Source organism: Thiococcus pfennigii, assembly GCF_016583835.1.
Lineage (GTDB): Bacteria > Pseudomonadota > Gammaproteobacteria > Chromatiales > Chromatiaceae > Thiococcus > Thiococcus pfennigii.
In genome coordinates, this window is the sequence record NZ_NRRW01000071.1 from 1 (window position 1) to 14,473 (window position 14,473).

The following is a 14,473-nucleotide window of genomic DNA, read 5'->3' on the forward strand; positions in this document are numbered from 1 at the left end:
GCTCGCAGTTCGCCAATGTGCCGGGCACCGCGAACCCCGATCAGGTCACGCTGCGCGAAGAGGATCGCATCAGCGCCTACTACGCCTGCGGTCAGCTCTACGCCACGCCGTCGCGGCGCAAGGCGGTGTTCATCTAACGGCGCCTGGGTCGCATCCAGTCGGCCGTGCGGGACAAGGAGGTCCCGCAGTGCCGTCTTCGGCCGCCGAGGCGGCTGAAGGTGGCATACAGCGAAGGCAGCAGCGCCCCGCTCCCGACCCTTCGGAGCGCGCCGGCGGGCCGCCTCTCGACACCCTTCGATTCCCGCGAGACCCGTCCGCGGCGGCCTCGAGACCGAGGCCCAGTTACCCGACAACCCCCTCCCCCGGCACATCCGCTCGACCCTGAGGCCAGCCGCGCGTTCGGGATTCGGCCGCCCGCGAACCGGTTGCCGGCGCACAGATACCTACCTCGGGTCATCGCCAGCACACACGGACCGATGCCAGGCGACCTGCCACCCGACATCGGCGGCCTTCCCATGACCCCAAGAGCGCCAGTAGGACGGTGCCCGTGGTGCGCGCCGCGCGAGGTGTCCGGCAAGGCACGAGGAGCCGCGATCGCCATGCGATTGCAAGGACTTCCAACACCGCCGGGCGCCGCGCCCGACGTACATTGGGCGTCGTAGCGGCCTTCACCGAACGGATGAGCAGGCCCCACGTCACGCCTCTTTACGGTTTCGACGACTTCCATCCATGGGGAAGCGGTCAACTGCCGTCTTCAGGATGATCTGCTTTCGGTGCGAGGGGGGGCGACCCGGGACGGTGAGAAACCACGAAACACCGACGGGCGCGCAGCTCAGCCCCATGGACACCCTGCGCAAGGCGCAGGGCCCTCGGTCGGCCGCCCGGCTCGCTGGGTCGATGTCGACCGCTGCCCGAAGATCGCCCGTGAACGGTCGGTCAAGCAGCCTGTCTCGGGTAGTTCCGAGTCGCTATGGTCGGCCTCGGATCATGCAGAGGTCGCACCCCGGCCTGATGTCATGCGCAGGGGGTGGCGGTCCGCGAAGAATTCAAGGTGCCCGCGCGGGGAGGGATGCCCAGCCATTTTCAGTCCCCTAAGCGACTGAAAATGAGGCGAAACGGAAATCGCATTTTCGCCTCGCGTCTTGAAGAATCGCCTGGATGGCAATCTTTCAAGCTCCGTTACAGACGGGTGGTAGGCAGGACCGACGTGCCGCCCCCTGCGTCAGCGGCCGAAGCGTCCGATGAAGGAGGTCGCGCCGTTCATGACCTTGAGCAACGGCCCGAGGCGACCCTCGAGCTCCAACCCATCGAGGAAGTTCTTCACGTAGAGCCCGAGTTCGGTGCTACCACCAAGACGCAGGCGTCGGTTGAAGAACAGCGTATCGGCATCCTCTCGTCGGGTCGCGAGCAGTAGGAAGTCGTAGACGGATCCCTCGATGCTCAGGTCCTCGGCGCGGTTGCCAGACACGGCCTTGAGCCTCCCGCCCTCGAGCGTCAGACGAATCCGGATCCGCGCATCGCTGACCCGCACCAACATGACCTGCCCTTCGAGGAAATCCAGCTCGCCGTCGGCCAGTTCGGGGGCGAAGAGCCGGTTGAGGAACTTGGCCATCGCGGCACTGTGGGCCGCCGACGGGATCAGGCCCAGCGGCAACGCCAACGGCGCTGGCATCGTCGGTGCCCGGGAGAGGAGATTGCTGACTTGCTTCATCTGCGACACGCCATAAGGGTTCAAGAAGGCTAGCCGATAATCCTCGTCAAGCTGCGCATCCTTGTCAACACGGGCCGCCGCGCGAGACGCGCGCGCCGAGCGACTCGGCGAGGATCTCGGCCAACCGGTCGCCAATCGCCGACAGCCGCGCGGGCGCCACCCCGAGCTCGACGAGTTGCGTCACTGCGAGCCCCGGATAGCCGCACGGATTGATCCGCGCGAACGGACCGAGATCCATGTCCAGATTCACCGCGAGGCCGTGATAGCAGCAGCCGTTGCGTACGCGCAGCCCGAGGAACGCGACCTTGGCACCGTCGACATAGACACCGGGGGCATCCGGGCGGGCGTGGGCCGTGAGCGATTCGTGGGCCAACAGGGCGATGACGGCATCCTCGAGCAGATGCACCAATCGTCGGACACCGAGACCGGCACGGCGCAGGTCGAGCAGCAGATAGGCGACGAGCTGCCCCGGTCCGTGATAGGCGACCTGACCGCCCCGATCGGTCTGCACCACCGGGATCTCGCCGGGATCCAGGAGATGCGTCGGCAGACCCGCCTGGCCGAGCGTGAAGACGGGACCGTGCTCCAGCAGCCACAGCTCGTCGGGGGTCTCGGGTCCACGACCGTCCGTGAAGTCGCGCATCGCTCGCCAGACCGGCTCGTAGTCGCGAAGCCCCTCCAGCCGACGGACGATCAGCGGGCGACCGGCCATCCTAACGGGCCTCGAGTCGGCGCCGGGCGGTCATCGCGATCAGGACTGCACCATGCGGAGGACCGAATCGACGAGCCGCCGCCATAGATTGCCGCGCGGCACCTCTTCGAGGGCCACGGCCGGCACGCGCAGGACCTCCTGACCATCCAGGCTGACAATGATGGTCCCGAGGCGTTCGCCCGAGGCGACCGGGGCCTCGCGACCCAGGACCGGATCCAGGGCGGCGCCCAACTGCGGATAGCGACCACGCGGGATCGTCACATGGACATCCTGGCTGGGACCAATCGGCACCTCCGCTTGGCGACCCTGCCAGATCCGCAGTCGCTGAACCGGGGCGCCTCCCTCGTAGAGGCGGTGGGACTCGTAGAAGCGAAAGCCGTAGTTGAGCAGCGCCAGGCTATCGCGGGCACGCTGCTCGGCCCCGCTCGTACCCATGACGACCGAGATGAGACGCATCCCGTCGCGCTGCGCCGAGGCGACCAGGCAGTAGCCGGCGGCCGCCGTATAGCCCGTCTTCATCCCGTCGACCGACTCGTCGCGGAAGAGCAACCGGTTGCGGTTGCTCTGCCTGATGTCGTTGTAGACGAACTCCTTGACCTTGTAGCGCCCGTACTCCTCGGGAAATTCCCGGATCACGGCCGAGGCGATCAGGGCGATATCGCGCGCCGTCGTGTAGAGCTCGGGGTCCGGCAGGCCGGTCGCGTTCGTAAAGCGACTATTCACGGCGCCGAGGCGCTGCGCGTGGGCGTTCATCAGCCCGGCGAAGGCGGCCTCGCTGCCGGCGATGTGCTCGGCGAGGGCGACGCTCGCGTCATTGCCGGACTGGACGATCATCCCCATCAGCAGATCATCGACGGAGACCCGCGAGCCGACGTCGAGAAAGGTCCGTGAGCCCTCGGTCCGCCAGGCCTTCTCGCTGATCAGGACCTCGTCGGCAGCGCTGAGCTTACCAGCCGCGATCTCGCGAAAGACGGCATAGGCCGTCATGATCTTCGTCAGACTGGCCGGCTCGACGCGCTCGTCGGCATTGGATTCCACGAGGACCGCGCCGGTGTCGTGGTCCATCAGCAGATAGCTGGTGGCACCGATCGCTGGGGGAGCGGGTATCGCCGTCTGGGCACCGGCGAGCGGGATGCCGGCCACCCCGGCGATGAGGATCAAGAGGACGAGAAACGGTGCTTTCATCGAGAATGACCAACCAGACAATGGGTGGAAGCGGCGTTGACGCCGACCGACGCCCGCGGCCGGTGCCGCGGCCCGCCCCTCTCCGAACGACGGACGGCCCTGGCCGCCTGGGCAGCGCCACATCCTAATCCGCTTGGCCTTGCGAGGGAATTCTCGCCCACCCGACCGACGTCCTGCATCCGGGGCCGGGAAAGGCAAGGACTCGGGCACGATGGCGCGCCGGCCACCGCGCCCACCAGCCCCTATTCGACGGAGGTCGCCGACTCCCTCACACCGAGTGCGACGAGCTGCTCGGAGACGTCCTTGGCCTGCGCCGGCGAGGCCAGCGGGCCGATCTGCACCGCGTAGCGCGACAGGAAGCCGTCGGCGACGCGCACCTCGACCTGCTCGGCGAGATGATCGACCAGGCGGCGGCGCAGCCGCTCCGCGCCATCTCGACTGCCGAACTCGCCGGCCTTCACATAGAGCTTGCCATCGAGATGGGCCGCCGCGGCGGGCTCGGATTGCTGCGGCGCAGCAGGCGTCGCCCCGGGCGCGTCCGCACCCGCGGACCCGGACACCGCCGACGCGAGCCGCGGCGCCGGCTGCGCCGAGGCGCCATCGGCGGCGGCCAGCTGCACCTCGCCCTGCGAACCATCGGCGACCGCCGCCGTCACGGCCGGCTCGCCAGCGCCGGCCGACGCCCCGGCCGAGCGCCGATTGGCGGCCAGGAACATGTTCTCGTCGATCTCGACCTCGCCGGGGTCGACGGCCCGCACCTCGACCATCGCCACACCCGAGTCGACCATCCGCAACTCCTTGGCCGCCGCGTACGACAGATCGATGACCCGCCCGTCGACGAATGGCCCCCGGTCGTTGACCTTCACGAGGATGCTCCGGCCATTGACCAGATTGGTGACCTCGGCATAGGTCGGCAGCGGGAGGGACTTGTGGGCGGCGGTGTAGCCATACATGTCGTAGCGCTCGCCGCTGGCCGTGCGCCGGCCATGGAACTTGCCGCCGTACCAGGAGGCCAGGCCCTTCTCGACATGGCCCTCGCTGGTCGCCTCGATCTGATAGCGCTTACCGAAGACCACGTAGGAGCCGCCCTTGCGCTGGTGGGCCGGCGAGGCCGCCTCGGACGCGGGCTCGGAGTCGGCCGCCCCCGGGGGCACTTCGGCTTCGGCAACCGCGGCAGCATCAGCGCGCGAACTGGCCGCTGCTTGCCGCGCCGCCCCTGGCCCGGGGTGATCGACGCCGGCGATCAACCCGTCGAGCCCTTCGTCGAAGGCGACCCGCGCACCACCATCGCTGGCGCAGCCCCCCAGGAGGCCGAGGAGCGGAACGGCGACGTATGCCACTCGCCAGCGGCCCCGAATCGCGGCCAAAACCTGCCCGTCGATCGCATTATCGTTCTTCGTCATTCGGCAATTTCCCCGTTGTTCGCAGGGTGCCGCAAAAGGCGACGCCCGAAATGGTCCGATCACGGACCCGCAAATACGGCGGCCAGATGCCACCGACGATCAGGGGCACTATGCGCCCCGGTTGCCGCGCCCGTTGCAGGCTGGCGGAGAGCCTCTCGTCATTCGAATCGAGGCGGTGCGGGCCGCGGCCCGCCTACGGCCCATCGACGGCGGACTCGATCGCCGCACCGAGCTGCAAGACCGCCATCGCGTAGAGGTTGCTGCGATTGTACCGGGTGATCGTGTAGAAATTGTCGAGCCCGAGCCAGAGTTCTGGCCCTCGCCCACCCTCCAGTCGGATCGGCACCGCCCGTGCCGCCTCCTCGAGCGGCGCCTGCCAGAGGAACCCCGCGGCGCGCAGGGTGGCGAGGTCGTGGGTCGGCTCGACCGGCACCTTACCGGCGATGGACAGATCCGCCAACCCGCCGTCGACCGCGACACCCTCGGCCAGGCTCGCCGGCACGGCGATCGGCGCACCGCGGCGCCAGCCGTGACGCGCCAGGTAGTTCGCGACGCTGCCGATGACATCGGCGTCGCTGCCCCAGAGATCGCGCTGGCCATCGCCATCGAAGTCGACCGCATAGGCGCGATAACTCGACGGGATGAACTGCGGCTTGCCGAGCGCCCCGGCATAGGACCCCAAGACCGCACTCGCGTCGATCGATTCCTCGCGCGCGAGCAACAGCAGCGCCTCGAGCTCCCGGCGAAAGAAATCCGCCCGCGGCGCATAAGCGAAGCCCAGCGTCGTCAGCGCATCGATCGCCCGATACCGACCGAGGAAGGTCCCATAGCGCGTCTCGACGCCGATGATGGCGACGATTATCGACGGCGGGACCCCATAGACGGCCTCGGCGCGCGCCAGCAGCGGCGCGTGGGCCTTCCAGTAATCGACGCCACCGCGGATGCGCTCCTCGGTCAGGAAGAGCGCCCGGTAGCGATGCCAGGGCTGGCCCTCGTAGGGACGGGTGATCGCCGCGACGACGGCCGGGTCGTAGCGGGCCTGATCGAGGAGCGCGGCGAGCGCCTGGCGGTCGAGGCCGTGCCGCTCGGCGACCTCGGCGACGAAGGCGCGCTTGCCGGCGAGATAATCCTCCGGGACGGAGTCGGCAACGGCCGACTGACCCAGCGCAGACAGGGCGAGGACCAGGGCCAATCGCGGCCCGCGGGCTGGAATCCGATCGGCAGAATTTAACATGACGCATCGAGTATAGGTGGGAACGCTCTATACTGGAAGCCTTTTCCGATGCGTATGGACCCCCATCACCATACCGAACCCGATCATGATGGTCACCATCGACGTCCCCCCGTAGCTGATCAGCGGCAGGGGCACGCCGACCACGGGCAGCAGGCCCGTCACCATGCCGGTGTTCACGAAGAGGTAGACGAAGAAGATCATCGTCACCCCCCCGGCGAGCAGCCGGCCATAGGTATCCTGGGCCTGGCTGGCGATGTAGAGGCCGCGCAGGACGATGAAGAGGTAGACCGCCAGCACGATCAGGATGCCGACGAGCCCGTGCTCCTCGCCGAGGACCGCGAAGATGAAGTCGGTCGAGCGCTCCGGCAGAAACTCCAGGTGCGACTGGGTCCCGTGCAGCCAACCCTTACCGTGCAGACCGCCCGAGCCGATCGCGATCTGCGACTGGATGATGTGGTAACCGGCCCCGAGCGGGTCGCTCTCCGGGTTCAGGAAGGTCAGCACGCGCTGGCGCTGGTAGTCGTGCATCGTCGCCCACAGGAGCGGCGCGAGGGCGGCGGCCAACCCGCCGAGCAGCAGGATCGCCCGCCAGCTCAACCCGGCGAAGAAGATCACCAGGCCCCCGGCGCTCGCGACCAGGAGCGCCGTGCCCAGGTCGGGCTGCCGGGCAATCAGCACGACCGGCACGAGCACGATCGCCGCCGCGACGAGGAGTTGCGGGATCGTCGGCGGCAAGGGGCGCTGGGCGAAGAGCCAGGCGAGGACCATCGGCACCGCGAGCTTGAGGAGTTCCGAGGGCTGGAAGCGCACCACGCCCAGATCGAGCCAGCGCTGCGCCCCCTTGCCCGTATCGCCGACCAACCAGACCAGGATCAGCATCGCGACGCCGGCGGCAAATAGTGCCAACGACCACCGGCGCAGCTGTGCCGGCGGGATCTGGGCGACGCCGATCAGCAGGGCGAAGGCGAGCGCGAGCCTAAGGAGTTGGCCGCGCAACCGCTCGGGATCCTCGCCGACGGCGCTGTAGAGGACCAGCAGCCCGATGCTGCAGAGCAGGACGAGCCCGAACAACAGCGGCCAGTCGAGGTGCAGCGGGGCCAACCGCCCCCGCCCGGAGCCGCCGCCGAGGTCGCTCAGGCGGGCGCTACCTGTCATAGCGCCCCCCGGCCGCCTCGAGCACCTGCGGGCGACTCAGATAGGCATCGATCACCTGGGCGGCGACCGGGGCGGCCACCGCCCCGCCGCCGCCGCCGTTCTCGACGATCACGGCCACCGCGATGCGCGGCTCGGCGACCGGGGCGAAGGCGACGAACAGGGCGTGATCGCGCAGCCGCTCCTCGATCTCCTCAGCGCGGTAGCGCTGCGTCTGCCCGAGCGAAAAGACCTGCGAGGTGCCGGTCTTGCCGGCGATGCGGTAGGCCGGATGGCGAATCTGACGCGCCGTTCCGGCGGGACCCTCGATCACGTTGGCCATGGCCTCGATGACGTCCTCCCAATCGCGCGCGCGGGCCTGCGCGATCGAATGGCCCGCGGCCAGCGTCGCCTCGGGCACCGCGTCTGCGGGGGCGCGCGTCGTCCGCACCACCCGCGGCACCCGATATTCGCCGCGCGCGGCGAGCGCGGCCGTGGCGGCGGCGAGCTGCAGCGGCGTGGCCAGGAAATAGCCCTGGCCGATACCGAGGATGAGGGTCTCGCCCGGATACCAGGACTGGCCACGCGCCGCCCGCTTCCACGCGCGCGACGGCAGCAACCCACCGAGTTCGCCGGCCACGTCGATCCCGGTGCGCGCGCCGAAGCCGAACCCGGCGAGCGCCTCGTGCAACCGGTCGATCCCGAGCTGGTGGGCCAGGTCATAGAAGTAGACGTCGCACGACTCCACGATGGCCCGCTCCATGTTCACTCGACCATGACCGCCGCGCTTCCAGTCGCGGAATCTGTGCGTATGGCCCGGTAGGCTGTAGTGGCCAGGACACCATTTTTCCTGCCGAAAGGTCACGACGCCGGCGGCCAGGCCGCCGAGACCGATGAAGGGCTTGACCGTCGACCCGGGCGGGTACTGACCGCGCACGGCGCGATTGAACAGCGGCTGGTCCAGCGAACCGAGCAGGGCATCGTAGTCCGCTTGGCTGATCCCTTCGACGAACAGATTCGGATCGAAGCTCGGTCGGCTGACGAGCGCCAGGACACCGCCGGTCCGCGGATCGATGGCGACCAGGGCACCGCGTCGCTCGCCAAGGGCGGCGGCGGCCTCCTGCTGCAAGTAGATGTCGAGGAAGAGGTGCAGATCGCGGCCCGGCACCGGTAACTGACTGGTCAGCACCCGCTGGACCCGCCCCCGGGCATTGACCTCGACCTGCCTGTGTCCGACGCGCCCGTGCAGGAGATCCTCGTAGGCCTTCTCCAGGCCTCCCTTGCCGATGAAGTGCGTCCCGGCGTAGGCCGAGGCGTCGATGCGCCGCATCTCGACCTCGTTGATGCGCCCGACATAGCCCAGGACGTGGGCCGTATGCTCGGCGAGCGGGTAGTAGCGCACGAGTTCCGCGCGCACGTCGACCCCTGGGAAACGATGGGCATCGACGGCGAAGCGGGCGATCTCCTCGTCGTTCAGACGGAGGCGGATCGGCACCCCCTCGTAGCGGCGCAGCTGGCGGCGCAGCCGCTCGAAGCGGCGCCGGTCGGCCTCGTCGATGGTCAGGATCTGCGCCAGCTCGGCGATCGTCGCCTCCGGATCGTCGACCTTGTCGAGGACCATCTCGAGCGAATGGGTCGGATAGTTGTCCGCCAGCAGGACCCCGTTGGCATCGTAGATCAGGCCGCGGGTCGGCGGCAGCGGCTCGATGCGGACCCGGTTGTCCTCCGAGAGGGTCGAGTAATAGGCATGATCGGCGACCTGGAGATGGAACAGCTGTGCAATCAGGGCCATCAGGGCCAACACGACGACAACGCCCGCCACGACCAGGCGGCCGGCCACCAGGCGCCGCTCGGCGAAGCGATCCTTGAAACGCACCTGCACAGACGGCAACGCCATCGCGACTCAGGCCACCCGAAAGCGGCGCCGCAGACCGCGGAGCAAGAAGAAGAGCCACGGCCACAGCAGCGCGCCGCTCGCCGCACTCGCCCAGTAGAGGAACCCGGGTATCGGCTGGCCGGTCGCGCCCAGCAACCAGACGTAGAGGAGCCGCTCGACGAGCAACAGCATCCAGACCAACAGCATCTGCTGGACCATCGGAAACTGACGGATGCGCTGGTGCAGCGTCACCGCGAGATAGGCGATCACCGCGAGCGAGAGGGCATGCTGGCCGAGCAGGCTACCCGCGAGCACATCGAGCAGGAGCCCGAGGGCGAAGCCCGAGAAGACCCCGACCCGCTCCGGCAACGCCAGTGCCCAGTACAGGAGCGTCATCGCAACCCACGGCGGCCGGTAGGGGAGTGCCCAATCCGGCATCGGCAAGACGGTCAACAGCAACGCGACGAGCAGGGTCGCGACGATCACGCCGCCGCGGCGCGCCCCCGCCATCATGGCCTCCTCCTCATGGCTCGGCCGATACCTGCGCCGCACCGTCGGCGAGCGTGGCACCCCGCTGCCCCGCCGACATGGGCGAGACGAGCAGCACCTCGCGGGCCCGGTCGAGGCGCGCCAGCGGCTCGGCGAGGACGATCGCGAACGGCCGCCCGGGCTCATCGCGGACCTCGACGACGCGCGCGACCGGATAGCCGGCCGGGAAGCGGCCGCCGAGCCCGGAGGTGACCAACCGATCGCCGACCTGGATGTCGGCATTCTTGGGCAGGTGCACGAGTTCGAGGCGATTGGGGAGGCCGGTGCCCTGGGCGATGGCCCGCAGACCATTGCGCAGGACCTGGACCGGCAGCGAGTGCTCGACGTCCGTGATCAGCAGGACGGTCGCCGACAGCGGGGCGACCCGAACGACCTGGCCCATGACCGCGCGCGCGTCGAGGACCGGCTGGCCGACGAAGACCCCGGCCGTCTCGCCCTTGTCCACCATGACCTGATGGCGGAAGGGGTCGAGGTCGACGGCCAGCAGTTCGGCGATCAGGACCCGTTCGCCCAGCTTGAACGAGGAACCGAGCAGGTCGCGCAGTCGACGATTCTCCGCCTCGAGGGCCTCGAGGCGCTGCAGGCGCGCCTTCAGGCGCAGGTTCTCGCGCTGCAATTCGGCCGTCTGACGGCGCAGCGCCTCCTCGTCGGCCAGCCGCCCCTGGGCCTCCTGCAACAGCCTGTCCGGGACCCCGGCGACCGCGTAGAGGGGATGGACCAAGACCGACAACGAGGCACGCAGGCCATCGAGGTGCCGGTAACTGTGGTCGATGACGAGCAGCGCCAGCGCCGCGACGATGGCGAGGACGAGCCGCGCCGTCGGCGACGGACCTTGGATGAAGAGGGGTTTGATGACCGCGCTCCCGGTAGCGAGGGCCGCTATTCGGTCGTGAACAGGTCCAGACCGCGCGCGTCGATCATCTCCAGGGCCTTGCCACCGCCGCGGGCCACGCAGGTCAGCGGATCCTCGGCGATGACCACCGGCAGGCTCGTCTCCTCCTCGATCAGGCGATCGAGGTCGCGCAGCAGCGCGCCGCCGCCGGTCAACACGATGCCGGCCTCGGCCACGTCGGCACCGAGCTCGGGCGGGGTCTGCTCCAGCGCCGTCTTGACCGCCGCGACGATATTGTGCAGCGGCTCCTGGAGCGCCTCCAGGATCTCGTTGCTGTTCAGCGTGAAGCTGCGCGGCACGCCCTCGGCGAGGTTGCGCCCGCGCACCTCGATCTCCAGCACCTCGTTGCCCGGGAAGGCCGAGCCGATCGCGTGCTTGACCCGCTCGGCCGTCGCCTCGCCGATCACGGTGCCATAGTTGCGCCGCACGTAGGCGATGATCGCGTCGTCGAAGGAGTCGCCGCCGATGCGCACCGAGTTCGAGTAGACGATGCCGTGCAGCGAGACCACGGCGACCTCCGAGGTGCCCCCGCCGATGTCGAGCACCATCGAACCGCGCGGCTCCTCGACCGGCAGGCCGGCGCCGATCGCCGCCGCCATCGGCTCCTCGATCAGGTAGACCTCGCGCGCCCCGGCCCCGGCCGCCGACTCCTTGATCGCGCGCCGCTCGACCTGGGTCGAGCCGCAGGGCACGCAGATCAGGACCCGCGGGCTCGGGCGGATCAGGCGGCTCTCATGCACCTTGTGGATGAAGTACTGGAGCATCTTCTCGGTCACCGTGAAGTCGGCGATCACACCGTCCTTCATCGGCCGGATGGCGACGATGTTCTGCGGCGTGCGTCCGAGCATCCGCTTGGCCTCCTCGCCGACCGCGGCGACCGTCTTGGCCCCGCCCTTGCGCTCCTCCCGGATCGCGACGACCGACGGTTCGTTGAGGACGATCCCTTGGCCGCGGGCATAGATCAGCGTGTTGGCGGTCCCCAGATCGATCGACAGATCGTTGGAAAACATGCCCCGAAGACGTCTGAACATCAGATGTTTACCTGGATTCTATATTGAGGAGACGAAGAGACACCCACCATGCCGCGACGGCACGGCGCCCCGGCACAGGCGTCGGATTGTCACGGAAGGTGTCACCACCCTGCGTCGTTCGGGGAATGGGGCCGACCACGGTACGAGCGGACCCGGCCAACGGCCGAGCAAGACCGCCCAAGGCCACTCACACCCAGGAAAATCCCGTTAATCTAACAACGGCCCCGGACCGCGACAAGGCGGATCGCGCCCTGGACGCGACCGGCTTCCCGCTTATCCCGCCCCGGCCTTCTGTGGTAGCTTTCGGATTTTACCCGCCGAGACGCCTGCCATGCCCCTCGCCCCCTCGGACGTCGCCAAGATCGCCCACCTCGCCCGGCTCGCCATCGACGAGGACGAGGCCGCACGCTACGCGACGGACCTCTCGAAGATCCTCGATCTGGTCGCCCGGATGGAGGCCGTCGACACGACCGAGGTCCTGCCGATGGCCCATCCGCTGGAGATGAACCAGCGGCTGCGCGAGGACGAGCCCAGCGAACCCGACGGGCGCGCCCTCTTCCAGGGGATCGCCCCGCTGACCGAGGACGGCCTCTACCTGGTCCCCAAGGTCATCGAGTGACCCTCGCCTCGGGACCACGACCGCCGCCACCCGATTGCCCCGCGTAGGACGCGACCGAAGATGCTTGAGAAGACCATCGCCGAGCTGACCGCCGACCTCGAGGCCGGCCGCTGCTCCAGCCGCGAGCTGACCGAACTCTACCTGGAACGGATCGAGCGACTCGACCCGGATCTGAACGCCTTCATCACGGTCACCGCCGAGGCGGCGCTCACGGCCGCCGAGCGCGCCGATGCCCGCCGCCGGGCGGGTGACGCCGGCCCGCTGACCGGCATCCCGATCGCCCACAAGGACATCTTCTGCACCCGCGGCATCAAGACCAGCTGCGGCTCGCGGATGCTCGACAACTTCATCGCCCCGTACGACGCGACCGTCGTCGAGCGCCTCGAACGGGCCGGCGTCGTCCTGCTCGGCAAGACCAACATGGACGAGTTCGCGATGGGCTCGTCGAACGAGACGAGCTGGTACGGTCCGGTGCGCAATCCGTGGGACCGCACGCGCGTGCCCGGCGGCTCCTCGGGCGGCTCGGCCGCCGCCGTCGCCGCGCGCCTGTGCGTCGCCGCGACCGCCACCGACACCGGGGGCTCGATCCGCCAGCCGGCGGCGCTTTGCGGCCTCACGGGACTCAAGCCCACCTACGGACGGGTGTCGCGCTGGGGCATGATCGCCTTCGCCTCGAGCCTGGACCAGGGCGGCATCCTGGCCCGCAGCGCCGCCGACGTCGCGCCCCTGCTCCAGGCCATCGCCGGCTTCGACCCGCAGGATTCGACGAGCGCCGACGTACCCGTGCCGGACTATGCGGCGGCCCTCGACGCAGACATCGCCGGCCTGCGCATCGGCCTGCCGGAGGAATATTTCGGCGCCGGCCTCGACCCGGCGGTGGCCGCCTCCGTCGAGGCGGCGATCGAGGAACTCCGCCGCCTCGGGGCTGCGGTCAGGCCGATCCGGCTGCCGAACGGCCCGCTGTCGGTGCCCGTCTATTACGTGGTCGCCCCGGCGGAGTGTTCGTCGAACCTGGCCCGCTACGACGGCGTGCGCTTCGGCCACCGCTGCACCGATCCGCAGGGGCTGGAGGACCTCTACACGCGCACCCGCGCCGAGGGCTTCGGCGCCGAGGTCAAGCGGCGCATCATGGTCGGCACCTACGTCCTCTCGGCCGGCTACTACGACGCCTATTATCTCAAGGCCCAGCAGATCCGCCAGCTGATCGCCGAGGACTTTCGCCGCGCCTTCGCGGAGGTCGACCTGATCGCCGGCCCGACCAGCCCGACGACGGCCTTCCCGCTCGGCGCCAAGGTCGACGACCCGGTCGCCATGTACCTCAACGACATCTACACGATCGCCGCCAACCTCGCCGGGCTGCCGGCCCTGTCGCTGCCGGTCGCCCCGGTGGGCGGCCTGCCGGTCGGCCTGCACCTGATCGGCAACCACTTCGACGAACCCCGGCTGCTCGCCACGGCCCACCGGCTCCAGCAGGCGACCGACTGGCACCGGGCGGCACCGCCCGGCTGCGCGTGACCGGGAACCCCTCTTCGATAACGGGTGATCCATGCTGACCGACTATCTCCAGGCCGCCCTGCACCAGGCCCGCTACGAACGCCTCGACGGCGACGAAGGCTACTATGGCGAGATCCCGGCGTGCCCCGGCGTGCTCGCCAATGCCCCGACACTCGAAGGCTGCCGCGATCAGCTCATCGAGGTCTTGGAGGAATGGGTCGTGATTCGTCTCGCCAAGGGCCTCCAGCTACCGACGATCGACGGCCACGAGCTCAGGATTCGAGACGTCGCCTGATGCCGCCCTTTGGCCCGATCTCGCGCCGCGAGCTCCTCCGCTGCTTGCATCGGCTCGGTTTCAGCGGCCCCTTCTCCGGCGGCCGGCACCAATTCATGGACAAGGGAACGATCACCGTTTTCATCCCGAATCCGCACTCGGGCGACATCGGACGGCAGCTGCTCGCCCGCCTGTTGAAACAGGCCGGCATCGAACGCTCCGACTGGGAATTGCTCTAGTGCCTCGCTCCGGAAATACCGAGGCCGCTTTCATGTCGCCCTATGATGCGAGCACCGTAGGAGCCCGCTTGCGGGCGACTACGACGCGCTCGTGGCGGACAAGGAAGGGTTCAGAAACGAACG

14 protein-coding genes are annotated in these 14,473 nt (G+C 69.1%); 4 read left to right on the plus strand and 10 right to left on the minus strand.

Annotated elements, in window-relative coordinates; genetic code table 11:
* Nucleotides 1-1,222: 1,222 nt before the first annotated feature.
* The 10 genes from ubiT to CKO41_RS16310 form a co-directional block, all read right to left on the minus strand.
* Complete coding sequence (gene ubiT, locus CKO41_RS16265) at nucleotides 1,223-1,711, minus strand: ubiquinone anaerobic biosynthesis accessory factor UbiT (RefSeq protein ID WP_200255197.1); 489 nt, start codon at nucleotides 1,709-1,711, stop codon at nucleotides 1,223-1,225.
* A gap of 64 nt (nucleotides 1,712-1,775) precedes the next feature.
* The gene (gene lipB, locus CKO41_RS16270) at nucleotides 1,776-2,423 is read right to left on the minus strand and encodes a lipoyl(octanoyl) transferase LipB (RefSeq protein ID WP_200383051.1); all 648 of its coding nucleotides are present in this window, start codon (nucleotides 2,421-2,423) and stop codon (nucleotides 1,776-1,778) included.
* Nucleotides 2,424-2,462: 39 nt separating this feature from the next.
* The gene (locus CKO41_RS16275) at nucleotides 2,463-3,608 is read right to left on the minus strand and encodes a D-alanyl-D-alanine carboxypeptidase family protein (RefSeq protein WP_200383052.1); all 1,146 of its coding nucleotides are present in this window, start codon (nucleotides 3,606-3,608) and stop codon (nucleotides 2,463-2,465) included.
* 242 nt (nucleotides 3,609-3,850) lie between these two features.
* On the minus strand, nucleotides 3,851-5,011 hold the full coding sequence (locus CKO41_RS16280) for a septal ring lytic transglycosylase RlpA family protein (protein ID WP_200383053.1): 1,161 nt from the start codon (nucleotides 5,009-5,011) through the stop codon (nucleotides 3,851-3,853).
* A gap of 193 nt (nucleotides 5,012-5,204) precedes the next feature.
* Nucleotides 5,205-6,245, minus strand: a complete 1,041-nt coding sequence (mltB, locus tag CKO41_RS16285; RefSeq protein WP_200383054.1) for a lytic murein transglycosylase B — start codon at nucleotides 6,243-6,245, stop codon at nucleotides 5,205-5,207.
* A 27-nt stretch (nucleotides 6,246-6,272) separates the two neighbouring features.
* On the minus strand, nucleotides 6,273-7,400 hold the full coding sequence (gene rodA, locus CKO41_RS16290) for a rod shape-determining protein RodA (protein WP_200383055.1): 1,128 nt from the start codon (nucleotides 7,398-7,400) through the stop codon (nucleotides 6,273-6,275).
* Nucleotides 7,390-9,273: a penicillin-binding protein 2 gene (gene mrdA, locus CKO41_RS16295; RefSeq protein ID WP_200383056.1), complete on the minus strand. Its 1,884-nt coding sequence runs from the start codon at nucleotides 9,271-9,273 to the stop codon at nucleotides 7,390-7,392. The genes rodA and mrdA overlap by 11 nt, the downstream gene beginning before the upstream one ends.
* 6 nt (nucleotides 9,274-9,279) lie before the next feature.
* Entirely contained in the window at nucleotides 9,280-9,765 is a 486-nt protein-coding gene (gene mreD / locus CKO41_RS16300) for a rod shape-determining protein MreD (protein WP_200383057.1), read from the minus strand.
* Nucleotides 9,766-9,775: 10 nt separating this feature from the next.
* Complete coding sequence (gene mreC, locus CKO41_RS16305) at nucleotides 9,776-10,684, minus strand: rod shape-determining protein MreC (protein ID WP_338115606.1); 909 nt, start codon at nucleotides 10,682-10,684, stop codon at nucleotides 9,776-9,778.
* A complete protein-coding gene (locus CKO41_RS16310) occupies nucleotides 10,681-11,727 on the minus strand; it encodes a rod shape-determining protein (RefSeq protein ID WP_276568961.1) in 1,047 nt (348 codons plus the stop codon). The genes mreC and CKO41_RS16310 overlap by 4 nt, the downstream gene beginning before the upstream one ends.
* 328 nt (nucleotides 11,728-12,055) lie before the next feature.
* On the opposite strand from CKO41_RS16310, the gene gatC reads away from it, so the two are divergent.
* From gatC to CKO41_RS16330, 4 genes are read left to right on the plus strand one after another with little or no spacing between them, the layout of a single operon-like run.
* On the plus strand, nucleotides 12,056-12,343 hold the full coding sequence (gatC, locus tag CKO41_RS16315) for an Asp-tRNA(Asn)/Glu-tRNA(Gln) amidotransferase subunit GatC (protein WP_200251528.1): 288 nt from the start codon (nucleotides 12,056-12,058) through the stop codon (nucleotides 12,341-12,343).
* Nucleotides 12,344-12,403: 60 nt separating this feature from the next.
* Complete coding sequence (gene gatA / locus CKO41_RS16320) at nucleotides 12,404-13,858, plus strand: Asp-tRNA(Asn)/Glu-tRNA(Gln) amidotransferase subunit GatA (RefSeq protein ID WP_200251525.1); 1,455 nt, start codon at nucleotides 12,404-12,406, stop codon at nucleotides 13,856-13,858.
* A gap of 31 nt (nucleotides 13,859-13,889) precedes the next feature.
* Nucleotides 13,890-14,132 (plus strand): type II toxin-antitoxin system HicB family antitoxin, encoded by a 243-nt coding sequence (locus tag CKO41_RS16325; RefSeq protein WP_200251521.1) that lies wholly within the window; start codon nucleotides 13,890-13,892, stop codon nucleotides 14,130-14,132.
* The gene (locus CKO41_RS16330; RefSeq protein WP_200251519.1) at nucleotides 14,132-14,350 is read left to right on the plus strand and encodes a type II toxin-antitoxin system HicA family toxin; all 219 of its coding nucleotides are present in this window, start codon (nucleotides 14,132-14,134) and stop codon (nucleotides 14,348-14,350) included. The genes CKO41_RS16325 and CKO41_RS16330 overlap by 1 nt, the downstream gene beginning before the upstream one ends.
* The last annotated feature ends 123 nt before the right edge of the window (nucleotides 14,351-14,473 follow it).